Raw genomic sequence first — 23,890 nt, 5'->3', positions numbered from 1 at the left:
GGCTGTGGCTCGTGGGTGAGCCGGCCTGCCCGGTGGTGGTGGGGGCGGGGCCGACCGGGGAGAGGAGGGCGCATGGTGTTCGGTGGCGGAGAATGAGGGCATGGCGGGTGCGGGGCAGGAGCGGGCTCGGCACTGGCAGTACGCGGAGCTGCCCGGTGTCGATCTGCTGCGTGCCCGGTATGTTCGTAAGACCTTCGTGCGGCATACGCACGAGAACTTCGTCATCGCCGCCATCTCCGACGGGGTGGAGGTCTTCCACCACGGTGGGGCCGATCAGTACGCCGGGGCCGGGGCTCTTGCACTGGTCAATCCCGACACTCCGCACACGGGGCGTGCCGGTGTTCCGGAGGGCTGGCGGTACGGGGCGGTCTACCCGTCGCCCGAGCTCGTGGCGGAGATCGCCGCTGAGACCATGGTTCTTCGTGGCGCGCCCGGCTTCATGAGCCCGGTCGTCGATGATCCGTACACCGTGGGGTTGGTGCATCAGGTGTTGCGCGCCGCCGACGAGGGCAATGCGCTTGCCGCGGACACGTTGTTGCGGGTGGCCGTGACTCGGCTGCTGAGGGTCAACGGGGGAACGCCGCCGCAGCGGGTTCCGCGGACGGCGGGGGCCCGGACGGCCGCACGCGCGCGTGCCGTGCTCGAAGAGCGGATCGCGTGGCCGCCCACTCTGGAACGGCTCGCCGGGGATCTGGGGACCAGCCCCTTCGCGTTGCTGCGCGCCTTTCGGGACGCCTATGGCATGCCGCCCCACGCCTGGCTCACCGATGTCCGCGTGCGGCGCGCACGGCGGCTGCTGGACGCGGGAGTCGCGCCTGCCGAGGTGGCGCTCACCGTGGGCTTCACCGACCAGCCGCACCTCAATCGGCATTTCACCCGGATCGTGGGCGTACCGCCGGGGGCCTATCAGCGCGAGCGCAAGAACGTACAAGATCCGCGAGAGGGGTTCCGCCTAAGGTCCGGGGCGTGGCAGAAGAAACAGTTCCCGCGGACATACGAAGTGACGACAGTGGAGAGGGAGGGAAACCCGACGCCGCCGTCGTGAGGGACGCACTCGGTGTCGGAGTGGCCGTCGGGCTTTCCGGGTTCGCCTTCGGGGTGACCTCGGCGGGCAGTGGGCTCACGGTGCTGCAGACCTGTGCTCTCAGTCTTCTGGTGTTCACCGGCGCCTCGCAGTTCGCCCTGGTGGGGGCGCTGGCAGGCGGGGGCAATCCGTTCACTGCAGCGGCGGGCGCGTTCTTCCTCGGGGTGCGCAACGCCTTCTACGGACTGCGTCTGTCGCAGCTACTGGCCCTCCCGCGCGCGGTGCGGCCGTTCGCCGCTCAGTGGGTCATCGACGAGACCACGGCCGTGGCCCTCGCCCAGCCCACGCGGCGCGGCGTGCGGATCGGGTTCACCGTCACCGGGCTGTCTCTCTACGTGCTGTGGAACCTCACCACACTGCTTGGCGCGCTGGGCGCCGAGGCCATCGGGGACACCGATGCGTGGGGCCTCGACGCGGCAGGGCCGGCTGTTTTCCTGGCGCTGCTCGCGCCTATGGTCAGGACAGGTCTGGAGCGTGTGGTCGCGGGTCTTGCGGTCGTTCTGGGGCTTGGGCTGCTGCCCGTGCTGCCTTCCGGTGTGCCCGTCCTGGTGGCCGCGCTTGCCGCCCCGGTCGCCCTCTGGGCCGATGGTCGCCGCAGGGCGCGTACGGAGTCCGTCGGCGGGCGTGACGCGGCGGAGGAGAAGCGTTGAACATCTGGATCGCCATCGGTGTGACCGCTGTCGGTTGCTATGTCATGAAACTCATCGGGCTGCTGATTCCGGCGGGCGTTCTGGAGCGGCCGCTCGTCCAGCGGTTGGCCGCCCTGCTGCCCGTCGCCCTGCTGGCCGCTCTGACCGCTCAGCAGACCTTCGCGGACGGCCGTCTACTGGTGCTGGACGCGAAAGCCGCGGGGCTCGCCGCGGCCGCCGTGGCGCTGCTGCTGCGTGCTCCCTTCCTGTTGGTCGTCGCCGCGGCTGTGTTGGTCACGGCAGGAGTGCGGGCCATGACCGGCTGAGGGGCAGCGATGGCGGGCTGGGGCGGCGACGACGGGTTCGGAGGTGGCGATTCCGGTTGAGGGTGGGTCGAGGGGAGGCGTCAGCCGATCGGCAGGCCGTGTGCCCGTAGGGTGCGCAGGGCCTCGATCGTGACGATCGGGCGGGCCTCCAGGGCCGTGCCCGGAGCCCATTGGCGCCAGCTGATCGGCCAGCCGCCGTCCTCCCGCTGCTGTGTTCTCAGGAAGCTCAGTGAGCGGGTCATCTCCTCGTCAGTGAACCACGCGCGCGCGAGGGAGCCCGGCGTCTTCGCGTAGTCGTGCGGCAGGTGGTGTTCCTCCGGCGCGTATCCGGGCGCCACGGGGAACGCGTCGAGATGTTCCGGATCCAGCACCGCGAGTCGTTGTTCGCGCACCAGACGGCCGAGCCGGTCGGCGGCCGCTTCCGCGCGTGGCCGGTCGGGAGCGGAGTCCAGGAAGGCCACGGCGGCCTCGACCTCGTACGGATGCGTCTTCTCCAGGGACTCCACCGCCTGCCAGCAGAAGTCGGTGGCCCGGAACAGCCAGGCGTGCCACACCTCGTTGCGGTGCAGCAGGCCCACCACAGGGCCGGTGGCGAGTAGTTCGCTGGGCGGATTGTCCACGATCGGGACGAAGGGCGCCGAGGGATAGCCCCGCTGGCTGGGACGGATCGCCGGAAGCGCGCCGTCCAGGGTCGACACAGAGGTGAGATAACGGCACACGCGTTCCACCCGCTGTCCGCCGCAGCGCCCGATCGAGTCCAGCACGCGCAGCGCGTGCCCGACGTGCAGGGGCTGGCTGACCGGGCCTCGCAGATCGGGTTCCAGCGCGTGGCCGTACCCGTCGTCCTCGTTGCGGTAGGCGGACAGCGCGGTCTCGACCGCGTCCGCGCCGCCGCCCAGGAAGTGGTACGCGAAACGCCGCTGCTCCAGTACGCGCGCGGTGAGCCAGACGAACTGCTCGGCGCGGGCGGCGGGAGTGTGCGCCGGGGGCGTCGGGGGGAGTGGGGATGCTCCTGTTTCGGCCATGGGTCAGACCGTAGGACGGAAAGCGTTCTCGGCAAGCGGTCCCGGCTCGGGCCCACCCTCAGGGGCGGGATAATGGAGTCATGCGGTTGACGGTCTTCTGGGAGCGGATGTCGGATCACTTCGGTACGGAGTACGCCGACACCTTCGCGCGCGATCACGTGATGTCGGAACTCGGCGGACGTACGGTGCGGCAGGCGCTGGACGCGGGCTGGGAGGCGAAGGACGTGTGGCGCGCGGTGTGTACCGCGGTGAACGTCCCCCACGAATCGCGCTGAGCGATCACGAAGATCCGGGGGAGTGGGGTCGATTGCCGGTGGCGTGGGCGAGACTTGGCCCGTGGCATCGACAGATGAGACCGCGCAGGTCGGACAGCACGCATCACCGCTCGGCACGACACCTCCAAGGCCCCCGGCCGGAGGCGCGGCGGCGGGGGGCGTCCGTATGCCGCGCTGGCTGCCGCGGGCCATGGTGCTCGCCCTCACCCTCATCGCCTGTTTCCAGCTGGGCAGTTGGGCTTTTCACCAGCTGACCGGGCTGCTGATCAACATCCTGATCGCGTTCTTCCTGGCCCTCGCCATAGAGCCCGCGGTGAGCTGGATGTCCTCGTTCGGCATGCGCAGAGGGCTGGCCACCGGCCTTGTGTTCCTCCTCACGATAATCGTGAGCGCGGGCTTCATCACGCTGCTCGGCTCGATGCTCGCCGGGCAGATCATCGACATCGTCGAGGACTTCCCGAAGTACGTCGACTCGGTGATCAGCTGGATCAACACCACCTTCCACACCGAGCTCAGCCGCGTCGACATCCAGGACAGCCTGCTGCGCTCCGACTGGCTGCAGAAGTACGTGCAGAACAGCGCCACCGGCGTCCTGGACGTGTCCGCGCAGGTACTGGGCGGCCTCTTCCAGCTCCTGACGATCACCCTGTTCGCGTTCTACTTCGCCGCCGACGGCCCGCGGCTGCGGCGCGCACTGTGCTCGGTTCTGCCTCCGTCCCGGCAGGCGGAGGTCCTGCGCGCGTGGGAGATCGCCGTCAACAAGACCGGCGGGTACATCTACTCGCGCGGCCTGATGGCGCTCATCTCCGGCCTGGCGCACTACGTCCTGCTGGAGTTCCTCGGCGTGGACTACGCGCCCGTGCTCGCCGTCTGGGTGGGACTGGTCTCGCAGTTCATCCCCACCATCGGTACGTATCTCGCGGGCGCCCTGCCGATGCTGATCGCCTTCACGGTCAACCCCTGGTACGCGCTGTGGGTGCTGATCTTCGTCGTGATCTACCAGCAGTTCGAGAACTACGTGCTGCAGCCCAAGCTGACCGCGAAGACCGTGGACATCCACCCGGCGGTCGCCTTCGGGTCGGTCATCGCGGGCACCGCCCTGCTGGGAGCGGTCGGCGCGCTGATCGCCATCCCCGCGATCGCCACCCTCCAGGCCTTCCTGGGGGCGTATGTGAAGCGGTACGCCGTCACGGACGACCCGAGGGTGCACGGGCGCCGGGAACGGGGCTCAGGAACCCTCCTGAAGCGCGTACGGCGGCTGCTGCGCGGGGACTCTCAAGAGGCGCCGCCGCTTGACGGCGACGGGCCCCGCTCCTCTTCCTGACGCCGCCCCGCGCTGCCCGCACGGGCCCCGGAACAGCCCGGCGGCACAGGTGACGACACGCCCTCGCCGCGGTGCGTGATGCGCTTGACATCGAAATCGAACATCCATTCTCATGGAGGCTCCGGCGGAGCCCGGGACGGGATGCGGGCGGGGATTTCATGCGGAAGTGCCCGAGTTATCCACAGGCTGGACGGGCGTCGGGGCGCATTGTCAGTGGCAGGCGTTAGCGTCTTTGACGTGAAGCGATCGACACAAGCAAATCGGGTGGAACCCATGGCAGGAACCGACCGCGAGAAGGCGCTCGACGCCGCGCTCGCACAAATTGAACGGCAATTCGGCAAGGGCGCGGTGATGCGCCTCGGCGAGCGGCCGAACGAGCCCATCGAGGTCATCCCCACCGGCTCGACGGCACTCGACGTCGCTCTCGGCGTCGGCGGCCTGCCGCGTGGCCGGGTGGTGGAGGTGTACGGGCCGGAGTCCTCCGGCAAGACGACCCTGACCCTGCACGCCGTGGCGAACGCGCAGAAGGCCGGCGGCCAGGTGGCCTTCGTGGACGCGGAGCACGCCCTCGACCCCGAGTACGCGAAGAAGCTCGGCGTCGACATCGAGAACCTCATCCTGTCGCAGCCGGACAACGGCGAGCAGGCTCTGGAAATCGTGGACATGCTGATCCGCTCGGGCGCGCTCGACCTGATCGTGATCGACTCCGTCGCGGCCCTGGTTCCGCGGGCCGAGATCGAGGGTGAGATGGGCGACTCGCACGTGGGTCTGCAGGCCCGTCTGATGAGCCAGGCGCTCCGCAAGATCACCAGCGCGCTCAACCAGTCGAAGACCACCGCGATCTTCATCAACCAGCTCCGCGAGAAGATCGGCGTGATGTTCGGCTCGCCGGAGACCACGACCGGTGGCCGGGCGCTGAAGTTCTACGCCTCGGTGCGCCTCGACATCCGTCGTATCGAGACGCTGAAGGACGGCACCGACGCGGTCGGCAACCGCACCCGCGTCAAGGTCGTCAAGAACAAGGTCGCCCCGCCCTTCAAGCAGGCCGAGTTCGACATCCTCTACGGGCAGGGCATCAGCCGAGAAGGCGGCCTGATCGACATGGGCGTGGAGAACGGCTTCGTCCGCAAGGCCGGCGCCTGGTACACGTACGAGGGCGACCAGCTCGGCCAGGGCAAGGAGAACGCGCGCAACTTCCTCAAGGACAACCCCGACCTCGCCGACGAGATCGAGAAGAAGATCCTGGAGAAGCTGGGCGTCGGTGTGAAGCCGGAGAAGGAGAAGTCCGCTGCCGAGCCTGGTGCGGATGCGGCGGCGCCTGTCGCGGCAGGGGAGGGCGCGAAGACCGTTCCCGCTCCCGCGGCCAAGACCGTCAAGCCCAAGGCCGCGGCGGCCAAGAGCTAGTCCGTGACACGACGAACGGACTGGGCCGATCACGTCTACCCCGTCGCCTCCCAAGGGCAGGGCCACGGGGGAGACTTCGGCTCTGCCGACAGGGGCAGCGCGTACGAGGGCAACGGATCGTACGAAGGTGATGAGCCGTTCGGTTCCGGTGCCTCGGGCGCGGACGGGGCACACGGCGAGTACGGGGGAGACCGCCGGCCTGTGGGTGGTCGGCGGCGAGGCGGCGATGGTACGTCCCGCGGTGACGGTCCGCGGGAAGGCGGCGATCCATCGTCGGGCGCCGGCTCAGGGCGCGGCGCCGGTGGGTGGCCGTACGGGGACGGGGACGGAGGAGACCGGGACGGCGGGGCGCGGGACGAGGGCGCTCCGGGGCGCGGAGGCCGTGCTCGGCGGGCGCGCGGCCGGCGCAGTGGCTTCGGAGAGTCGTCCGGCGACGCACAGGACGGTGGTGCCCCTTCCTCGTCGAGGGCCGAGAAGGCGGAGTCGCCGAAGGACCCGGCTGAGCAGGCGCGGGCGATCTGTCTGCGCCTGCTCACCGGGACCGCGCGCACCCGCAAACAGCTGGCGGACGCGTTGCGCAAGCGAGAGATCCCGGACGACGTGGCGGACGAGGTGCTGTCACGCTTCGAAGAGGTCGGGCTGATCAACGACGGCGCCTTCGCGGACGCCTGGGTGGAGTCCCGCCACCACGGTCGGGGTCTCGCCCGGCGGGCACTCGCCCAGGAGCTGCGGACCAAGGGCGTGGACTCCACGCTGATCGACGAGGCGGTCGCACAACTCGACTCCGACCAGGAGGAGGCGACCGCACGCGCACTCGTGGCGCGCAAGCTGCGTTCCACGCGCGGCCTCGACCGCGACAAGCGCATACGGCGCCTCGCGGGCATGCTCGCCCGCAAGGGCTACTCCCAGGGCACCGCCCTGCGCGTGGTCCGCCAGGCGCTTGAGGAAGAGGGCGAGGACACGGAGTTCCTCGGCGACGAGGAGATCTGAGGGAGCCGAGAGGCTGCACCGAGGAGATTGCGTTCCCTGCCATTCAGGGCAGGGCCTGGGCACGGTGGACGCGCGGGGGCGCCCATCGTGCTCGGGCCCTGAGCCGTAGGGCGGGTCGCCGTAGGGCGGGTCGCCGTCACGCTGTCTGTCAGTGGAGTACTTCGATCCGAGTAGGTGACAACTCCCCGGCAGAGGGCTTCTGTTGTACTGGTTCTCGTCGTGGTCGTGGGGGGGACGGGGGTTAACCCCCCTCCCAGGACGCCGGGCGACCGCAGTGCACAGACACCTGTGCACAGACGACTGTGTACGCATGGCACAGACACCCGGCGTCCCAGACCCCACGGAAGCAGGGCGCGCGTCTCCCGCGTCCGAGGAGACCGGCCGCGCCCCGGTCGAACTCTCCGACCTGGCCACGCTCAAAGCACTCGCCCAGCCCCGTCGACAGCGGATGCTGCAGCACCTCACCGTGCACGGCCCCGCCACCTCCGCGACCCTGGCCCGGGCGCTCGGGCTCAACACCGGTGCCACCAGCTATCACCTGCGTGAACTCGCGCGTTACGGCTTCGTCGAGGAGACCGGTGCCCACGGCCAGGGTCGGCAGCGCTGGTGGCGGGCCGTTCCCGGCGACCGCCGTTTTCCGCCCCGCAGCCGCCAGAGCCCCGAGATGCGGCTCGTGATGGACGAACTCAACCACCACGCCTACGCCGCCGACCTCGAACTTTTCGAGCAGCTTCAACTGGACGCGGCCGACGAACCGTGGGCGGACGCCTTTCCGTACTCACGGGGCACGATCCGGCTGACCCTTCCCGAACTCCGCACGTTCTTCGAGGAGTACATCGGCCTCCTCAACCGGTACAAGCGCCCCGCTGCCGATACTCCGGCCGGCGCCCGCACGGTACTCACCCGGTTCCTCGCCTTCCCCGCCCAGACCGCCGCCGCGGACGGCCAGGACCTGGAAGACCAAGGCGTGGAAGACGAAGACGAAGACCAAGACGAGGACGAAGACCAAGACCAAGGCCAAGGCCAAGACCAAGGCCTGCCAAGGCCAAGACCAAGACCAAGACCAAGGCCAAGGCCAAGGCCAAGACCAAGACAACAGGAGAGAGGCCGAGACGCCATGATGCTGCGCTATGCCCTGCGGACCGTCCGGCACCGCAAAGGCGGCTTCCTCGGCGCCTTCCTCGCCCTGATGTGCGCTGCCGCCCTCATCACCGCCTGCGGCACCCTCCTCGAAACCGGACTGCGTGGCACCATCCGCACAGAGCGTTACGCCGCCACCCCCGTCGTGGTCTCCGCCGACCAGAACGTCCACCAGACCACCGTCAAGCACAAGAAGGGCAAGACCAAGACCAAGCACAAGGCCAAACCCATCGCCGAACGGGCCTGGTTGCCGGAGAACCTCGCAGCGCGGCTCGGCGAGGTTCCCGGCGTCGAGCGGGTCATCCCCGAGCTGACGTTCCTCGCTCAGCCGTTGACACCCACCGGAACCGGCGACCGGACCGCCTACGGCCACGCCTGGGACTCGGCGGCCCTCACCCCGTACACCCTCGCCACCGGTACCCCGCCCCGCGCGTCGGACGAACTGGTGGTGGACCGCTACCTCGCCGACCGCGCCCGGATCGGGCCCGGCGACCGGCTCAGCGTCCAGTCCACGCAGAGCCCGCGTACGTACCGCGTCACCGGCATCGCGGTGCCCGCGGGAGACGGTATACGTCACCAGACCTCCCTCTTCTTCTCGGCCGCCGAAGCCCGGCGCCTCGCCGCCCATCCGGGCCAGGTCACGGCCTTCGGCGTGGTACCGGACAAGGGCACCGATGCGGCCGCACTCGAAAGCGCCGTGGCCAAGGCGCTGCACGGCACCACCGCGCAGGTCGGTGCGGGGGACGAGCGAGGCCCCGTCGAGTTCCTGGACGCTGCCGCAGCCCGGATCAAACTCGTCAGCATGGGGGGCGCGATGGGTGGCACATCCCTTCTCGTCGCCGTTCTCGTGGTCGTCGGCACCTTCGCGCTCTCCGTCCAGCAGCGGCACCGCGAACTCGCCCTGCTGCGCGCCATCGCCGCCACTTCAGGACAGGTCCGTAAGCTTCTCGGCCGGGAGGCGCTGCTGGTCGGCGCTGCCGCAGGCGTCATCGGAGCGCTCGCCGGACTGCCGCTGGGCGGGTGGCTGCACGGAAGGTTCGTCGCCCTCGGTGCCGTCCCTGCCACGCTTCAGCACACGGTCAGCGTGTTCCCGCTGTTCGCCGCGGTCGCCGCCACCCTCTTCGGTGCCTGGGCCGCCGCGCGTGTCTCATCCCGTCGCATCGCCCGTATGCGCCCGGCCGAGGCACTCGCCGAGACCGGCGCCGCACTCACCCGGCCCGCCTGGGGCCGCATCCTCGCGGGACTCGTGCTGCTGGCCGGAGGGACGGTCCTCGTTGTCCTGCTCAGTGTGCTGCGCACCGAACCCGCCTCGACTCCCGTGACGTTCCTCGCGGTGGTGGTCCTTTCCTCCGCCGTCGCCCTGCTCGGCCCGCTTCTGGTCCGGGCGGCTGTGGCGGTCCTGGGCGCTCCACTGCGACTCACCGGGCCGGGTGGCAGGCTCGCCGCCGCCAACCTGCGCGGCAACGCCGCCCGCATGGCCTCCGTCGTCACCCCTCTCACCCTCCTCATCGGTATGACCTGCACGGTCCTCTTCGTCCAGCCGACCCTGGGGCACGCCGCCCGGGGCCAGGCCCGCGAGGGCACCCGCGCGGACTGGGTCCTCGCCGCACAGGGCCCAGGCGTCCCGGCGCAGGCCGCGCAGCAGCTGCGTACGGGCGATGACGTCGCCACCGAGGTCGTCCGCACCACCGTCCGCGTCGGGCTCTCCAAGTACGCGGCACAGGGCGTCACACCCCAGGGGCTGACCCGTACCTGGGATCCCGACGTCACGGCCGGCTCCCTCGCCGGACTCGCGAAAGACACCATCGCCGTCAGTGAACTCGCCGCGGACCAGCTCCACGTGCGGCCAGGCAGCACGCTGAAGCTCACCCTCGGCGACGGAACGCCCGTCACCCTCACCGTCGCCGCGGTCTACGCCAGGGGGCTCGGCTTCGGCGACCTCACCATGGCCCATGACCTGGTCGCCCGGCACGTCGACAACCCGCTCGCGGCCACGGTCCTCGTCTCCACCCACCGTTCACAGGAAGAACTGGCGACGGCCGTGCGGAAGTTCCCGGGAGTCAGGGTCGTCTCACCGGCCACCGCGGACTCCTTGCAGGCCGAGCGGCAGCAGGCGAACGCCGAGGTCAACTACTTCGCCATGGGCCTCGTGCTCGCCTTCACCGCCATCGCGGTCGTCAACACGCTCGCCATGGCGATATCGGAACGCGTCCGCGAGTTCGCGCTGCTCCGCCTCGCCGGCGCCACCCGCCGGCAGGTGCTGCGCATGCTGCGGATCGAGGCGCTGTCGGTCCTGCTGCTGGCCACAACCCTCGGCAGCGGGATCGCGCTCGCCGTCCTCACGGCCTTCAGCATCGGGATGACGGGCAGCGCGGCCCCGGCCGTCACGCCGCTGGTGTACATCGCGGTAGTGGCGTCCGCCGGCCTGCTGGCCCTGGTCGCGAGCGCGCTGCCCGGCCGCGCGGCTCTCCGGGTCCGCCCCGTCACGGCGGCGACGGCCAGGGAGTGATGGGGGAGTAAGGGGCGGTACGCAATGGTGGGGGCCCCTTACATGAAGGGACCCCCACCGCAAGCCATGCCCGAGGGACTGACGGGGTATGCCGGAGCCGGGCTGAAGCCGAAGCCGAAGCCGAAGCCGAAGCCGGAGCCGGGGCTGAAGCCGGAACTGAAGTCGAAGCCGGTCGGAAGCCGGAGCCGGCTCCGGGGCCGGAACCTGAGGTGAAGTCGTGGCCGCAGGTGGGCCCAAAGGCGTGACCCTAGCCGCAGCCGCAGCCGCAGCCGCAGCCGCAGCCGCAGCCGCAGGGCCGAGACCTAGGCCCTGGCCGTAGGCTTGGCCACCGGCAGTCCCGCCGTTCGCCAAGCCTGGAAGCCTCCCACCAGGTCCGTGGCCCGGTGCAGTCCCAGCTGCCGCAGGGAGACGGCCGCGAGGCTCGACGCGTAGCCCTCGTTGCAGACGACCAAGACACGCAGGTCATGGCCCGTGGCTTCGGGGGCGCGATGGCTGCCCTGCGGGTCGAGCCGCCACTCCAGTTCGTTGCGCTCGACGACGAGCGCTCCAGGGATCAGCCCGTCGCGCTCGCGCAGCGCCGCGTACCGGATGTCGACCAGCAGGGCGTCGCCTGCCTCCGCGGCCTCATGGGCGGTCTCCGCCTCGACCCGGTGCAGGTCCGCACGGACCCGCTCCAGCAACTCATCGATCCCCACCGGGCATTCGGCCGTCACTGCCAGTCCTCGGGGCGCTCGACCTGCTCCAGGCGCAGCACCTGGCCGGTACGGCTGTAGCGGCTGATCCGGGGGAGCGGCGGGTAGTACGCGTGCACGGAGACGGCGTGCTCCTCGGTGGACTCGTTGAGCACCTCGTGCACATGGTGGCGGCCGAAGGAGCGGCCCTTGCCGGCCGACAGCCGCCGCTCACGGTCGATTCCCTCGGTGAGTTCGAGGGTCTTCCAGCCGTCGGTGGGCAGCCGTGCGACGAGCGAGTTCTCTTTCAGTTCGCCGGACGCGGTGAGGAAGGCGCCCACCGACTCGGCGTGGTCGTGCCAGCCGGTGCCCGTACCGGGCGGCCAGCCGATGAGCCAGGCCTCGCTTCCGCCGGGACCTTCGAGGCGTACCCACGTACGGCCTTCGGGATCGAGCGGCAGGGAGGCGATCAGTTCGGCGTCGGCGGCCGTGCGCCGTACGAAGTCCAGCAGCTCGGCCTGGGTGGGGGTGCGGGCCTCGGTGGAACCGGCGGAAGCGGGAGCAGAGGGTGACACAGACACGGGTACCGTCCTGACAAGCGTTCGCGTGGGTGCGCGTGGCCGCCGAAGGGCCTCACGCGCGGGATTTCAGGGGGGCGCGAATTCAGCAGGACGGGCGACACACGCAGCCCGCATAGCGGACCAGGTCCATATGGACCCTCCGCCACAGGCGCACACAGGTGTCAGTCACGATCCGGAGTAGACCATGACGGTGCGGGCCGGTCAACTCAGTGTCATCGGTTGGACAACAGCCCTCTGCACAGGGAAACAAACCCCCTTCAGGACGTGCCCGCAGGCGCCTCCGCCGTGGCCCGGGGGCCACCCAGTGCCGCCTCAGCGGCCTCGTAGAGGTCGGCGGGGCGCACCCCGCCGAGCGCCGTGACCAGGTGCCCGTCCGGGCGGATCAGCAGCACGGTGTGCGCGGCCGCGCCCGGATAGCTCTCGGCGACCAGCAGCTCGGCCCGGTGCGGCAGCGCGGTCACGGCGGCGGCGAGCCGCGGCATGATCCCGGCCGTCACCCAGTGCTTGCGGTCCCACACCACGGTCCCCGGCGCGATCAGCAGCACGAGCAGCGCGCCCCTGCCCAGCCGGTCGCGCAGGGCCACCGACGAACCGTCCTCGGCCGTCACCCGTACATCGGCGATCGCGGCACCCGCCGCCGTGTCGACCTCGACCTCGGACTCGGCGTGCGGAGGTGCGAGCGGCGAATCAGCGTACGCCCCCGGCGTGCCCAGTGGACCGCGCCCCAGGTGTCCGTCCGTGAGGAGGGCGTCGTGGCCCCGGGCCGCCCCGGGCACCGCGGAACGCAGTCCTCCGCCTCGCAGCAGCGGCAGTGCCTGGTCGGTGGCGCGCAGGCGCGCGGCGACGATCGCGCGCCGCTCCACCTGGTAGCTGTCGAGCAGTGCCTCGTGCGGACCGTGGTGCCAGGCGAGGGCCAGCTTCCACGCGAGGTTGTCGGCGTCCCTCAGGCCCTCGTCGAGGCCCTGGGTGCCGAGTGCGCCGAGCAGATGCGCCGAGTCCCCGGCGAGGAAGACCCGGCCGGCCCGCCAGCGCCGCGCCAGCCGGTGGTGGACCGTGTGGACGCCGGTGTCGAGCAGCTCGTACGGCGGGGTGGTGCCCCCGCTCCAGCCCGCGAGGGTCTCCCGGACGCGTGCCACCAGGAGGTCCGGTGTGACCAGGTCCTTGCCCGGTGGCAGCAGCCAGTCCATGCGCCACACGTCGTCGGCGAGGGGGCGCGCGGTCACTTCGGAGACCGGGGGGCCCGAGGTCCGCCACGGCGGCGTGCGGTGCAGCAACGCCTTGCGGTGCCACGGGAGTTCCGTACGCAGTGCGGCGACGGCGTGGCGCTCCACGGCCGTACGGCCCGGGAAACGAATGTCCTGGAGCTTGCGGACCGTCGAGCGGGGCCCGTCGCAGCCGACCAGGTAACTGCCGCGCCACCAGGTGCCCCTGGGGCCCCGGGTGTGCGCGGTGACGCCGGCGGCCTCCTGCTCAAGGGAGTCGAGACGGCTGTCCACGGCGACCCCGACCAGGCGTTCGGTGCCGATCGCCTTGCGCAGGGCGGCGGTCAGAACGTGCTGGGGAAGGTGCAGCAGCGCGGGATCGTCCTCGCCGAACGTGATCTCCCGCATCACCTGCTTGCGCCGCATCGACCGCCATCCGGCCCAACGGAAACCGGCCTCGGCGACGGGGAAGCCCGTCAGCCGTCCGACCAGCGCGGCCGTGTCCTCGCGCAGGACGGCCGTTCGCGCGAGCCGCTGTTCGTCGTTGCCGGCGCTCTCGTCCAGGACGACCGACGGGACCTCCTGACGCGCCAGCGCCAGGGCGAGCGTGAGTCCTACGGGCCCCGCTCCGACGATGATCACCGGGTCCACGGCGCGGTGCCCCCTGCCCGGAGCGGCATCCAGAGTGTCCTACCGGGACTTGCAGGTGGAGCGGGGTACACGATCACAGAACGTATGCAACCTATTGCCGGTGCTTGCGTCAAGTGACGGAGGCAGCGGCGACCACGCCACTGCCTCCGGTTGCTCACATCTCGTCAGTTCTTCCGCGTACGCGGTCCGTTCGGCGACCCCTGTCGGCTCAGCGGGTCCCGTCCATGTGCTCACCGGGCGTGTTGAGCTCTTCGACCGCGTCCGCGCCGAGGACCGCGCCGGTGGACTTCTTGCCGCGGCGCAGCCTGGTCTCCAGCCAGCCGGCGAAGGTCGTGAGCGAGAAGTTGATCACGATGAAGATCACCGCGACGACCGTGAAGCTGGCGATGGTGTTCGCGCCGTAGTAGGCACTCATCGTGTTGGCCGCGGCGAGCAGTTCGGCGAAGGTGAGGACCGCGCCGCCGAGTGCCGTGTCCTTCACGATCACCACGAGCTGGCTGACGATCGCCGGCAGCATCGCCGTGACCGCCTGCGGGAGCAGGATGAACCGCATGACCTGGTTCTTGCGCAGGCCGATGGCCGACGCGGCCTCGGCCTGTCCCCTGGGCAGCGAGAGGATGCCCGCCCGGACGATCTCGGCGAGGACCGAGGAGTTGTAGAGCACCAGGCCGGTGACGACCGCGTACAGGGGACGGTCGTCCGAGCTGACGTTCGTGTACTCGGAGTACGCGGCGTTGGCGAAAATCATCAGGATCAGTACCGGGATGGAGCGGAAGAACTCCACCACGGCGCCCGCGGGCACACGGAGCCAGGCATGGTCGGACAGCCGGGCGATGCCGAAGAACGCACCGAGCGGCAGAGCGATGATCATCGACAGCGCCGCGGCGATCAGGGTGTTCTTCAGGCCGGGCCAGATGTACACCGACCAGGCCTCGGTGCCGGTGAAGAAGGGCTTCCACAGCACCCACTCCAGCTGGCCCTTCTCGTCGAGCGTCTTGTAGACCCACCACAGCACCGCGGCGAGGGCGGCGAGGAACACCACCGTGAAGACGACGTTCCGGCGCTTGGCGCGCGGGCCCTGTGCGTCGTAGAGGACCGAGCTCATCGCTTCACCGCCACCTTCTTGCTCACCCAACCGAGGATCAGACCGGTCGGCAGTGTCAGGCAGATGAACCCGAAGGCGAACACCGCCGAGATCAGCAGGAGTTGCGCTTCGTTCTCGATCATCTCCTTCATCAGCGCCGCTGCCTCGGCCACGCCGATCGCCGCGGCCACCGTGGTGTTCTTCGTCAACGCGATCAGGACGTTCGCCAGTGGACCGACGACCGAACGGAACGCCTGCGGCAGCACGATCAGCGACAGCACCTGGGTGAAGTTCAGGCCGATGGCGCGAGCCGCCTCGGCCTGGCCGACCGGCACCGTGTTGATGCCTGAACGCAGGGCCTCACACACGAAGGCCGAGGTGTACAGGGCCAGCGCGAGCACCGAGAGCCGGAAGTTGATGACGACGAAATCGCTTGAGCCCATGTTGAAGCCCAGCGTCTGACTGAGGCCCAAAGAAGAGAAAAGAATGATCACGGTCAGCGGAATGTTCCGCACGATGTTGACGTAGGCGGTACCGAAACCGCGCATGAGGGGCACCGGGCCGACTCGCATGGCGGCCAGCAGGGTTCCCCAGATCAGGGAGCCGACAGCGGACAGCACGGTCAGTTTCACCGTCGTCCAGAAGGCTTCCCACAGGTCGTAACCTTCAAGAAAATCGAACACGATCTCCCGCGCTTCCGCGTGTGGGGAGGGCTCCTCCTGACTGGTGCGCCGCCCCAGGAGGACGACGCACCGGTCAGGACGGATCCCGCTTTACTTGACGACGTCGCCGATCTTCGGGGCGGGCTCGTTCTTGTAGTCGGCCGGGCCGAAGTTGTCCTTCACGGCCTTGTCCCACGACTTGTCGGAGACCATCTCCTCAAGGGCCGTGTTGATCTTGGCCTTGAGGTCGCTGCCCTTCTTGACACCGAGGCCGTAGTTCTCGTTGGTCATCTTGAAGCCGCCGAGCTTGAACTTGCCCTTGAAGCTCGCCTGCGAGGCGTAACCGGCGAGGATCGAGTCGTCCGTGGTCAGCGCGTCGATGGCGCCGCTCTGCACACCGGTCAGACACGCGGAGTACGTCGGGTACTCCTGCAGCTGGGCCTTCGGGGCGAGCTTGTCCTTGACGTTCTGCGCCGAGGTCGAGCCCGTGACCGAACACAGCTTCTTGCTGTTGAGGTCCGCCGGCGACTTGATCGATGTGTCGTCGGAGCGGATCAGGACGTCCTGGTGGGCCAGGAGGTACGGGCCGGCGAAGTCGACCTTCGCGGCGCGCTCGTCGTTGATCGAGTAGGAGGCGGCGATGAAGTCGACGTCACCACGCTGGAGCATGGTCTCGCGGTCGGCGCTCTTCGCCTCCTTCCAGGTGATCTGGTCCTCGCTGTAGCCGAGCTTCTTCGCGACGTAGGTCGCCACGTCGACATCGAAGCCCGTGTAGCCGTCCGGCGTTTTCTGGCCGATGCCGGGCTGGTCGAACTTGATACCAATGGTGATCTTCTTGTCGCCACTCCCGGAGGAGGAGCTGCTGCTGTCGTCCTTGTCGTCGGAACCGCACGCGGTGGCGGCGACAGCGAGTGCGAGGACGGCGGCCGAGGCGGCGGTGACCCTGCGGAGCTTCATGGTGAACATCCTTTGAGTGGTGAAGGAGTGCGATCCGGCGTGCGGGTGACGTAGGTCGTCAGTGATGCAGGATCTTCGACAGGAAGTCCTTCGCCCGGTCGCTGCGCGGGTTGCTGAAGAACTGGTCCGGCACAGCCTCTTCGACGATGCGTCCGTCCGCCATGAAGACGACGCGGTTGGCCGCCGAACGGGCGAATCCCATCTCGTGGGTGACTACGACCATCGTCATTCCGTCACGCGCGAGCTGCTGCATGACTTCCAGGACCTCGTTGATCATCTCCGGGTCGAGAGCCGACGTCGGCTCGTCGAAGAGCATGACCTTGGGGCCCATCGCCAGCGCTCGTGCGATCGCGACACGCTGCTGCTGCCCGCCGGAGAGCTGCGCGGGGTACTTGTCGGCCTGGGCGGAGACACCCACCCGGTCGAGCAGACCCCGGGCCTTCTCCTCGGCTTCCTTCTTGTCCGTCCTACGGACCTTGAGCTGGCCCAGCATCACGTTTTCGAGCACTGTCTTGTGCGCGAACAGGTTGAACGACTGGAAGACCATGCCGACGTCGGCACGCAGGCGGGCGAGTGCCTTGCCCTCCTCGGGCAGCGGCTTTCCGTCGATCGTGATGGATCCCGACTCGATCGACTCCAGGCGGTTGATCGCGCGACACAGGGTGGACTTTCCGGACCCGGAGGGTCCGATGACCACGACAACCTCACCACGGGCGATGGTCAGATCGATGTCCTGAAGTACATGCAACGCACCGAAGTGCTTGTTGACGTTCTTCAGTACGACCAGATCGTCGGCCGTGGGCAGGGCGTCCTTGGTCACCGATACTTCGGTCATCGGCCTCTAGCTCCGTCCTCCTCGGTTGCGGAGGACAGTAGTGACGCCGCACGATCAGCGTCATCACATCTGAGGGGAAATTGAGCATAACGATCCGGCGGCGGACAGACACTCTTCGTGAAGGCCGCCTCGGGCGCGTACCGGCTGCGTAACGGATGCGGGCCGCGCCCCGAACACGCTTGACGCCGTCCGCGTCCATCGGCCTGACTGCCAGGGGACACGCGCGCGTGGCCGAGTCCGACCGCTGAGAACGTATGTCTGTCCACTGTCTACGCGCCGACAACGTACGAACGATGAACTGAAGGGGGCCGTAATGAGACTGCTCCTTGTCGAGGACGACAACCACGTCGCAGCCGCTCTGTCCGCGGTCCTCGCACGCCACGGCTTCGCCGTCACACACGCCCGCAGCGGCGAGGAGGCCCTCCAGGCCCTCGTTCCGGAGGGCAACGGCTTCGGAGTGGTGCTCCTCGACCTCGGCCTGCCCGACCAGGACGGATACGAGGTCTGCGGCAAGATCCGCAAGCGGACGAGCACGCCCGTGATCATGGTCACCGCGCGCGCGGACGTCCGCTCCCGGATCCACGGACTCAACCTCGGCGCCGACGACTACGTGGTGAAGCCCTACGACACCGGGGAACTCCTCGCCCGTATCCACGCCGTCGCCCGGCGCACCGTCCCCGACGACGCGGCGGCCTCGGGTGACGACGCGCTGCACCTCGGGCCCGTACGCATCGAGCTGCCCACACGGCAGGTCAGCGTCGACGGTTCGGTCGTCCAGCTGACCCGCAAGGAGTTCGACCTGCTGGCGCTCCTCGCCCAGCGGCCCGGAGTGGTGTTCCGGCGGGAGCAGATCATCAGCGAGGTCTGGCGCACCAGCTGGGAGGGGACCGGCCGCACCCTGGAGGTGCATGTCGCGTCGCTGCGCTCCAAGCTGCGCATGCCGGCCCTGATCGAGACCGTGCGCGGCGTCGGCTACCGGCTCGTCGCGCCTGCCGCGTAGCGGGCCCCGGTGCGCACACGCCTTCTTCCGCTGCTCATCGTCCTGATGGCGGCCATCCTGCTCGCCCTGGGCATCCCTCTCGCCGTCAGCCTGGCGGCCGCCCAACAACAGAAGGTGGTCGTCGACCGCATCGACGACACGGCGCGCTTCGCGTCCCTGGCCCAGTTCGTTGCCGACCGCCCGGAGGGTTCACGGGTCAGCGCCACGGAACAGCGCGGCGAGACGCTCCGGCAGGAACTGGGCACGTACCAGAGGCTGTACGGGATCAACGCGGGCGTCTTCTACCGCGACGACGACATCATGGCCAACGCGCCCGAGGACTGGACCATCCCCAGGAAGGGCGAGGTCCGCGCCGCCTTCGACGAAGCGCTCCAGAGCCGCCGCAGCCATGACCCGGAGCAGGTCTGGCCGTGGCAGCGGGACCGTCTCGTCGTCGCGTCCCCGGTCATCCGGGACGGTGACGTCGTCGCGGTCGTGGTCACCGACTCGCCCACCGGACAGATGCGGTCCAGAATCCTGCACGGCTGGCTCGTCATCGGCGCCGGGGAGACCGGCGCGATGCTCCTCGCGCTCGGTGCCGCGCTGCGTCTGACCGGCTGGGTGCTGCGGCCCGTGCGCGTCCTCGACGCCACCACCCACGACATCGCGACCGGCCGCCTGAAGTCCCGGGTCGCCGCCGCGGGCGGACCGCCGGAGCTCAGGCGCCTGGCCCGGTCCTTCAACGAGATGGCCGACAACGTCCAGGAGGTCCTGGAGCAGCAGCGCGCCTTCGTCGCCGACGCCTCGCACCAGCTGCGCAACCCCCTGTCCGCCCTGCTGCTGCGCATCGAACTGCTCGCGCTGGAACTGCCCGAGGGCAATGACGAGATCGCTGCCGTCCGTACGGAGGGCAAGCGCCTGGCCCACGTCCTTGACGACCTCCTGGACCTCGCTCTCGCCGAGCACGCCGACGCGGACCTGCGGCTCACCGACATCGGCGAGCTCACCGCCGAACGTGTGGCCTCCTGGTCGCCGGTCGCCGACGACAAGGGCGTTCGGCTCGTCGGGGCGTGCCCGGCGACGACCGCCTGGGTCGACGCCGTCGCCCTGTCCAGCGCCCTGGACGCGGTCATCGACAACGCGCTGAAGTTCACGCCCGAGGGAGAGTCCGTCGAGGTCGGGGTGGCCTCGAACGGCGAGGTCTCGACGATCGTCGTCACCGACCGCGGACCCGGCCTGAGCGACGAGGAACTGACCCGCGTCGGCGACCGCTTCTGGCGCAGCGCGGGCCACCAGAACATCAAGGGCTCGGGTCTCGGCCTGTCGATCTCCCGGGCACTGCTCTCCGCGGGCGGCGGCTCCATCGCGTACGCCCGCCACGAGCCGCACGGGCTGAAGGTGACGGTGTCGGTGCCTCGGACGATGCCCGGGGCCTGAGCGGGCGTACAGGGGCCTCAGGAGGCCCTTGGAGGCCTCAGGAGGCATCCATGGGCCGGGAAAGGCCCGCTCAAGGACCCCGCCTCCGGCCGGGCGGCTACGGCTTGTTCGAGCGGTAGTAGCGCTGTGCGCCCTCGTGCAGGTCCAGAGGGTCGGTGTAGATGGCGGTCCTCAGGTCCACGCGCTGTGCGGCGTGCACCTCCCTGCCGATGCGGTCGCGGCTGTTGATCACTGTCCGGGTCATGCCCTCGGTGAGCGTCGCGTCCGTCCCGGCCCGCGTCACCAGCAGGTTCGCCACCGCCACCGTCGGTACCGCGGCATTGTTGCGCTCCCCGTGGTAGGTGTCCGCCGGCATGAGGGCCGACCGGTAGTAGCTGGACCCCGCGCCCGGCCGGTGCAGTCTCGCGACCAGGTCGGCCGTGATCGGGACCAGCTTGATGTCGAAACGCTCGGAGAGGTCCGTCACGGCGCCGGTCGGAAGCCCGCCGGACCAGAAGAACGCGTCGATCTTCTTCTTCTCCAGCATCTTCGGCATCTTCGAGATACCGGCGTACACCGGCTCGACGTCCTTCGGACCGAGGTCCGCAGCCGCCAGCACGTGCTCCGCGATCAGGAGCACTCCGGAACCCGGCTGCCCCATCGCCACCTTCTTGCCCTTCAGGTCCGCGATGGAGTTCACCGGGGAGTCCTGGGGAACGACCACGTGCACGTAGTCGTCGTACAACCGCGCGCAGCCGCGCAGCAGGTCCGCGCCGGGTTTGCCGCTCTCCTTGTACTTCTCGACCGCGTCGGCCGCGGCGATGGTGAAGTCGGCCTCTCCGGTGGCCACCCGTTCCACGTTCTCCTGCGAGCCCTCGCTCTGTCGCAGGTCCACGTCGAGGCGCGGCATGTCCTTGGCGAGCGCGTCCTGCAGCAGGTTTCCGTACAACTGGTACACACCGGTCCGTGTCCCCGTACTGAAGACGACCTTCCCGCTCGGCGAGCTCTCGCCCAGTGGCAGCAGCCACCACAGGAGCAGCCCGAAGGCCACGAAGGCGGCGGCCGAACCCTGCAGGGCCCGGCGGCGGCCGGCGGGGGAGAGTGCCTGGAACATGCGCGCGATCCTGCCAGCTCACCGGCACGGATGACCAGGGCGGTGCCCACGGGGCGAGCCCATGGCCGCATGGGGTGGGGCGCACTCGGAGCCCAGGGGGCGGGGCGCACTCCGGGCACCACCTACCCTTGTCGCATGAGCAGCAGCGACCGGAGCCGGGCAGTGGACCTGACCAGAACGTATGAAGTACGCACTTACGGATGTCAGATGAACGTCCACGACTCCGAGCGGCTCTCCGGGCTGCTGGAGGGCGCCGGTTACGTACGCGCTCCCGAAGGCTCCGACGGTGACGCCGACGTCGTCGTCTTCAACACCTGCGCGGTGCGGGAGAACGCCGACAACCGTCTCTACGGGAACCTCGGCAGGCTCGCGCCGATGAAGACGAAGCGGCCCGGCATGCAGATCGCCGTGGGCGGCTGTCTCGCCCAGAAGGACCGCGACACCATCGTGAAGAGGGCGCCCTGGGTGGACGTCGTCTTCGGGACGCACAACATCGGCAAGCTCCCCGTCCTCCTGGAGCGCGCCCGCGTCCAGGAAGAGGCGCAGGTCGAGATCGCCGAGTCGCTGGAGGCGTTCCCTTCGACGCTGCCGACCCGCCGCGAGAGCGCGTACGCGGCCTGGGTCTCCATCTCCGTCGGCTGCAACAACACCTGCACCTTCTGCATCGTCCCGGCGCTGCGTGGCAAGGAGAAGGACCGCAGGACCGGCGACATCCTGGCCGAGATCGACGCCCTCGTCGGTGAGGGCGTCTCCGAGATCACCCTGCTCGGACAGAACGTGAACGCCTACGGCTCCGACATCGGCGACCGTGCGGCCTTCAGCAAGCTCCTGAGGGCCTGCGGGAAGATCGAGGGCCTGGAGCGGGTGCGCTTCACCTCGCCGCACCCGCGCGACTTCACGGACGACGTCATCGCCGCGATGGCCGAGACCCCGAACGTCATGCCGCAGCTCCACATGCCGATGCAGTCCGGCTCGGACACCGTCCTGAAGGCGATGCGCCGTTCGTACCGCCAGGACCGGTTCCTCGGGATCATCGACAAGGTCCGTGCCTCGATCCCGCACGCCGCGATCACCACCGACATCATCGTGGGCTTCCCCGGCGAGACCGAGGAGGACTTCGAGCAGACCCTCCACGCCGTCCGCGAGGCCCGCTTCGCGCAGGCGTTCACGTTCCAGTACTCCAAGCGCCCCGGTACCCCCGCGGCCACCATGGAGGGGCAGATCCCCAAGGAGGTCGTGCAGGAGCGCTACATGCGCCTGTCGGCCCTCCAGGAGGAGATCTCCTGGGACGAGAACAAGAAGCAGATCGGCCGCACGCTGGAGCTGATGGTCGCCGAGGGCGAGGGCCGCAAGGACGGCGCCACGCACCGCCTCTCCGGCCGCGCCCCCGACAACCGCCTGGTGCACTTCACCAAGCCCGACGCCGAGGTCCGCCCCGGCGATGTCGTCACCGTCGAGATCACGTACGCCGCCCCGCACCACCTCCTCGCCGAGGGGGCCACGCTGGACGTGCGCCGCACGCGCGCGGGGGACGCCTGGCAGAAGCGCAACGCCGCCGAGGCCGCGAAGCCGGTCGGCGTCATGCTGGGACTGCCGCAGATCGGCGTCCCGGAGCCGCTGCCGGTCGCCACGGGCAGTGGTTGCGCTGTCGACTGACGTCCTGGCACATTACGGGCGGGAAGGAGCATCACGTGTTGCCCTACAGAGTTGCGTTCACCGAAGAGGCCGCCCAGGTACGCGACAGCCTGCCCGCTGACCGGCGTGACGTGCTGGAGCGCGGCCTGGCCATACTGGTGACCGAGCCGCGGCACAAGCTCTCCCATTCCGTTCGCGGTGACGAGTCGACGCGTGAGATCGCGTTGTCGCGCAACCTGTTCGTCGAATACGTGATCAGCGACGGCAAACTGGTTGTGCTCGTGCTCACCGTCATCGACCTCACCGACGTGCTGATCGAGGACTGACACCCGGCCGCCGTGCGGGGTTACGCTGCCGATCATGCTTGTCGCCGCCGCCGTGTGCCCCTGCCCGCCCCTGCTCGTGCCCGACGTGGCCGCGGGGGCCGCGCCCGAACTCGACGCCGCACGTGCCGCCTGCACGGATGCCCTGGGGGTACTGGCCGCCGCCCGCCCGGACCGGCTGGTGGTCGTGGGCCCCGCCGAGGAGAGTGGGCGCGGACCGCATCCGGAGGGCTCCCACGGTTCGTTCCGCGGTTTCGGTGTCGACCTCGACGTGCGGCTCGGCGGGAACGGGCCCCGGAACGGAGCCGGTGGCTCCGAGGGCCCTGCCGCGCCCTCCTCCGAAGCCGCCGGACGTGTGCTGCCGGCCTCGCTGGCGGTCGCCGCCTGGCTGCTGGGCCGTACGGACTGGTCGGACGCTCCTGTCGAGGGCCTCGGCGTGGGGGAACCACTCGCCGCCGAGCGGTGCATCCAGGTCGGGCAGCAGATCGCCGCCGGGACGGGGAGAGTGGCACTGCTGGTGATGGGCGACGCGAGCGCGTGCCGCACGCTCAAGGCGCCGGGCTACCTGGACGAGCGGGCGGCGGGCTTCGACGCGGAGGTCGCGCGTGCGCTGGGCACGGCGGACGTGGCCGCACTCAAGGCCATGGACGTGGAGCTGGCGTACGAACTGAAGGCTTCGGGCCGGGCCCCCTGGCAGGTGCTCGCGGGCGCGGCCCAGGGAGCGGGCCTCGACGCCACCCTGCTGTACGAGGACGCGCCCTACGGAGTCGGCTACATGGTCGCGACCTGGTCGTAGGCCCCGCCAGGGGCGCGGGGAACTGCGCGACCGGTCACGACGGACCGGGGCCCGAAGAGCGACGCATGCGCCCCGGCCGACCACAGCGCCGAGCGCCCTTGACCGCGCAAGCCTCACCGCCCCAGGGGCGCGGGGAACTGCGCGACCGGTCACGACGGACCGGCGCCCCGAAGAGCGACGCATGCGCCCCGGCCGACCACAGCGCCGAGCGCTCTCGACGCGCGAGCCCCACCGCTCCAGGGGCGCGGGGAACTCCGCGACCGGTCACGACGGACCGG

23 protein-coding genes and 1 pseudogene are annotated in these 23,890 nt (G+C 69.9%); 14 read left to right on the top strand and 10 right to left on the bottom strand.

Translation table 11 applies throughout. The features are described from left to right. Nucleotides 1-100: 100 nt before the first annotated feature. From ACIOKD_RS03630 to ACIOKD_RS03620, 3 genes are read left to right on the top strand one after another with little or no spacing between them, the layout of a single operon-like run. Nucleotides 101-1,045, top strand: coding sequence for an AraC family transcriptional regulator (locus tag ACIOKD_RS03630; RefSeq protein WP_402077710.1), 945 nt, complete (start codon nucleotides 101-103; stop codon nucleotides 1,043-1,045). After that, entirely contained in the window at nucleotides 967-1,734 is a 768-nt protein-coding gene (locus tag ACIOKD_RS03625; protein ID WP_402077589.1) for an AzlC family ABC transporter permease, read from the top strand. Before ACIOKD_RS03630 ends, ACIOKD_RS03625 begins: the two co-directional genes overlap by 79 nt. After that, entirely contained in the window at nucleotides 1,731-2,039 is a 309-nt protein-coding gene (locus tag ACIOKD_RS03620) for an AzlD domain-containing protein (RefSeq protein ID WP_402077586.1), read from the top strand. Before ACIOKD_RS03625 ends, ACIOKD_RS03620 begins: the two co-directional genes overlap by 4 nt. A gap of 80 nt (nucleotides 2,040-2,119) precedes the next feature. Here the strand turns inward: ACIOKD_RS03620 and ACIOKD_RS03615 are convergent, their stop codons facing one another. Further along, nucleotides 2,120-3,064 carry a hypothetical protein gene (locus tag ACIOKD_RS03615; RefSeq protein ID WP_402077583.1) on the bottom strand — a complete coding sequence of 315 codons (945 nt, stop codon included), beginning with the start codon at nucleotides 3,062-3,064 and terminating at the stop codon, nucleotides 2,120-2,122. A gap of 80 nt (nucleotides 3,065-3,144) precedes the next feature. On the opposite strand from ACIOKD_RS03615, the gene ACIOKD_RS03610 reads away from it, so the two are divergent. The 6 genes and pseudogenes from ACIOKD_RS03610 (at nucleotide 3,145) to ACIOKD_RS03585 (ending at nucleotide 10,706) form a co-directional block, all read left to right on the top strand. Beyond that, the gene (locus ACIOKD_RS03610; RefSeq protein ID WP_107021447.1) at nucleotides 3,145-3,339 is read left to right on the top strand and encodes a DUF3046 domain-containing protein; all 195 of its coding nucleotides are present in this window, start codon (nucleotides 3,145-3,147) and stop codon (nucleotides 3,337-3,339) included. 61 nt (nucleotides 3,340-3,400) lie between these two features. Then, the gene (locus tag ACIOKD_RS03605) at nucleotides 3,401-4,663 is read left to right on the top strand and encodes an AI-2E family transporter (protein ID WP_402077580.1); all 1,263 of its coding nucleotides are present in this window, start codon (nucleotides 3,401-3,403) and stop codon (nucleotides 4,661-4,663) included. Nucleotides 4,664-4,936: 273 nt separating this feature from the next. Further along, nucleotides 4,937-6,067, top strand: coding sequence for a recombinase RecA (gene recA, locus ACIOKD_RS03600; RefSeq protein WP_402077577.1), 1,131 nt, complete (start codon nucleotides 4,937-4,939; stop codon nucleotides 6,065-6,067). Nucleotides 6,068-6,070: 3 nt separating this feature from the next. Further along, nucleotides 6,071-7,057 (top strand): recombination regulator RecX, encoded by a 987-nt coding sequence (gene recX, locus ACIOKD_RS03595; protein ID WP_402077574.1) that lies wholly within the window; start codon nucleotides 6,071-6,073, stop codon nucleotides 7,055-7,057. A gap of 310 nt (nucleotides 7,058-7,367) precedes the next feature. After that, nucleotides 7,368-7,619 (top strand): annotated as a pseudogene (locus ACIOKD_RS03590) (ArsR/SmtB family transcription factor); the annotation flags it as partial. Nucleotides 7,620-8,174: 555 nt separating this feature from the next. Then, on the top strand, nucleotides 8,175-10,706 hold the full coding sequence (locus ACIOKD_RS03585; protein WP_402077707.1) for an FtsX-like permease family protein: 2,532 nt from the start codon (nucleotides 8,175-8,177) through the stop codon (nucleotides 10,704-10,706). Nucleotides 10,707-11,008: 302 nt separating this feature from the next. On the opposite strand, the gene ACIOKD_RS03580 is transcribed toward ACIOKD_RS03585, so the two are convergent. The 8 genes from ACIOKD_RS03580 to ACIOKD_RS03545 form a co-directional block, all read right to left on the bottom strand. Continuing rightward, a complete protein-coding gene (locus tag ACIOKD_RS03580) occupies nucleotides 11,009-11,419 on the bottom strand; it encodes a rhodanese-like domain-containing protein (protein ID WP_402077572.1) in 411 nt (136 codons plus the stop codon). Beyond that, nucleotides 11,416-11,958 (bottom strand): cysteine dioxygenase, encoded by a 543-nt coding sequence (locus ACIOKD_RS03575; RefSeq protein WP_402077570.1) that lies wholly within the window; start codon nucleotides 11,956-11,958, stop codon nucleotides 11,416-11,418. Before ACIOKD_RS03575 ends, ACIOKD_RS03580 begins: the two co-directional genes overlap by 4 nt. Before the next feature lie 82 nt (nucleotides 11,959-12,040). Next, nucleotides 12,041-12,112, bottom strand: coding sequence for a putative leader peptide (locus ACIOKD_RS03570; RefSeq protein ID WP_309544753.1), 72 nt, complete (start codon nucleotides 12,110-12,112; stop codon nucleotides 12,041-12,043). 103 nt (nucleotides 12,113-12,215) lie between these two features. Continuing rightward, nucleotides 12,216-13,811, bottom strand: a complete 1,596-nt coding sequence (locus ACIOKD_RS03565; protein ID WP_402077567.1) for an FAD-dependent monooxygenase — start codon at nucleotides 13,809-13,811, stop codon at nucleotides 12,216-12,218. A gap of 208 nt (nucleotides 13,812-14,019) precedes the next feature. Then, complete coding sequence (locus ACIOKD_RS03560; RefSeq protein ID WP_402077563.1) at nucleotides 14,020-14,916, bottom strand: amino acid ABC transporter permease; 897 nt, start codon at nucleotides 14,914-14,916, stop codon at nucleotides 14,020-14,022. Continuing rightward, nucleotides 14,913-15,578: an amino acid ABC transporter permease gene (locus ACIOKD_RS03555; protein WP_402077561.1), complete on the bottom strand. Its 666-nt coding sequence runs from the start codon at nucleotides 15,576-15,578 to the stop codon at nucleotides 14,913-14,915. Before ACIOKD_RS03555 ends, ACIOKD_RS03560 begins: the two co-directional genes overlap by 4 nt. A 90-nt stretch (nucleotides 15,579-15,668) precedes the next feature. Next, complete coding sequence (locus ACIOKD_RS03550) at nucleotides 15,669-16,514, bottom strand: glutamate ABC transporter substrate-binding protein (protein ID WP_402077557.1); 846 nt, start codon at nucleotides 16,512-16,514, stop codon at nucleotides 15,669-15,671. A 58-nt stretch (nucleotides 16,515-16,572) separates the two neighbouring features. Continuing rightward, nucleotides 16,573-17,349, bottom strand: coding sequence for an amino acid ABC transporter ATP-binding protein (locus ACIOKD_RS03545; protein ID WP_402077554.1), 777 nt, complete (start codon nucleotides 17,347-17,349; stop codon nucleotides 16,573-16,575). 313 nt (nucleotides 17,350-17,662) lie between these two features. On the opposite strand from ACIOKD_RS03545, the gene ACIOKD_RS03540 reads away from it, so the two are divergent. Together ACIOKD_RS03540 and ACIOKD_RS03535 are read left to right on the top strand one after the other, a co-directional pair. Then, nucleotides 17,663-18,349: a response regulator transcription factor gene (locus ACIOKD_RS03540; RefSeq protein ID WP_402077551.1), complete on the top strand. Its 687-nt coding sequence runs from the start codon at nucleotides 17,663-17,665 to the stop codon at nucleotides 18,347-18,349. A 9-nt stretch (nucleotides 18,350-18,358) separates the two neighbouring features. After that, on the top strand, nucleotides 18,359-19,765 hold the full coding sequence (locus ACIOKD_RS03535; protein WP_402077548.1) for an ATP-binding protein: 1,407 nt from the start codon (nucleotides 18,359-18,361) through the stop codon (nucleotides 19,763-19,765). Between the two features lie 97 nt (nucleotides 19,766-19,862). On the opposite strand, the gene ACIOKD_RS03530 is transcribed toward ACIOKD_RS03535, so the two are convergent. Further along, nucleotides 19,863-20,858, bottom strand: a complete 996-nt coding sequence (locus tag ACIOKD_RS03530) for a TAXI family TRAP transporter solute-binding subunit (protein WP_402077545.1) — start codon at nucleotides 20,856-20,858, stop codon at nucleotides 19,863-19,865. A gap of 135 nt (nucleotides 20,859-20,993) precedes the next feature. On the opposite strand from ACIOKD_RS03530, the gene miaB reads away from it, so the two are divergent. From miaB to ACIOKD_RS03515, 3 genes are read left to right on the top strand one after another with little or no spacing between them, the layout of a single operon-like run. Beyond that, nucleotides 20,994-22,514 carry a tRNA (N6-isopentenyl adenosine(37)-C2)-methylthiotransferase MiaB gene (gene miaB, locus ACIOKD_RS03525; RefSeq protein ID WP_402077543.1) on the top strand — a complete coding sequence of 507 codons (1,521 nt, stop codon included), beginning with the start codon at nucleotides 20,994-20,996 and terminating at the stop codon, nucleotides 22,512-22,514. 35 nt (nucleotides 22,515-22,549) lie between these two features. Next, on the top strand, nucleotides 22,550-22,819 hold the full coding sequence (locus tag ACIOKD_RS03520; protein ID WP_328493580.1) for a hypothetical protein: 270 nt from the start codon (nucleotides 22,550-22,552) through the stop codon (nucleotides 22,817-22,819). A gap of 34 nt (nucleotides 22,820-22,853) precedes the next feature. Further along, nucleotides 22,854-23,612 carry a class III extradiol dioxygenase subunit B-like domain-containing protein gene (locus ACIOKD_RS03515; RefSeq protein WP_402077539.1) on the top strand — a complete coding sequence of 253 codons (759 nt, stop codon included), beginning with the start codon at nucleotides 22,854-22,856 and terminating at the stop codon, nucleotides 23,610-23,612. Nucleotides 23,613-23,890 lie beyond the last annotated feature (278 nt).

The organism is Streptomyces sp. NPDC087844, assembly GCF_044742785.1.
In the GTDB taxonomy this organism is placed as follows: domain Bacteria; phylum Actinomycetota; class Actinomycetes; order Streptomycetales; family Streptomycetaceae; genus Streptomyces.
The sequence above is the reverse complement of the archived record's forward strand: the minus strand, read 5'-3'. Positions and strand labels throughout refer to the sequence as shown.

Excerpts from the sequence above, each read along its gene's own strand:
- ACIOKD_RS03630 (WP_402077710.1), top strand. The coding sequence starts at position 101 with ATGGCGGGTGCGGGGCAGGAGCGGGCTCGGCACTGGCAGTACGCGGAG.
- ACIOKD_RS03615 (WP_402077583.1), bottom strand. The coding sequence starts at position 3,064 with ATGGCCGAAACAGGAGCATCCCCACTCCCCCCGACGCCCCCGGCGCAC.
- ACIOKD_RS03610 (WP_107021447.1), top strand. The coding sequence starts at position 3,145 with ATGCGGTTGACGGTCTTCTGGGAGCGGATGTCGGATCACTTCGGTACG.
- recA (WP_402077577.1), top strand. The coding sequence starts at position 4,937 with ATGGCAGGAACCGACCGCGAGAAGGCGCTCGACGCCGCGCTCGCACAA.
- ACIOKD_RS03585 (WP_402077707.1), top strand. The coding sequence starts at position 8,175 with ATGATGCTGCGCTATGCCCTGCGGACCGTCCGGCACCGCAAAGGCGGC.
- ACIOKD_RS03560 (WP_402077563.1), bottom strand. The coding sequence starts at position 14,916 with ATGAGCTCGGTCCTCTACGACGCACAGGGCCCGCGCGCCAAGCGCCGG.
- ACIOKD_RS03550 (WP_402077557.1), bottom strand. The coding sequence starts at position 16,514 with ATGAAGCTCCGCAGGGTCACCGCCGCCTCGGCCGCCGTCCTCGCACTC.
- ACIOKD_RS03545 (WP_402077554.1), bottom strand. The coding sequence starts at position 17,349 with ATGACCGAAGTATCGGTGACCAAGGACGCCCTGCCCACGGCCGACGAT.
- ACIOKD_RS03540 (WP_402077551.1), top strand. The coding sequence starts at position 17,663 with ATGAGACTGCTCCTTGTCGAGGACGACAACCACGTCGCAGCCGCTCTG.
- ACIOKD_RS03530 (WP_402077545.1), bottom strand. The coding sequence starts at position 20,858 with ATGTTCCAGGCACTCTCCCCCGCCGGCCGCCGCCGGGCCCTGCAGGGT.
- miaB (WP_402077543.1), top strand. The coding sequence starts at position 20,994 with ATGAGCAGCAGCGACCGGAGCCGGGCAGTGGACCTGACCAGAACGTAT.
- ACIOKD_RS03515 (WP_402077539.1), top strand. The coding sequence starts at position 22,854 with ATGCTTGTCGCCGCCGCCGTGTGCCCCTGCCCGCCCCTGCTCGTGCCC.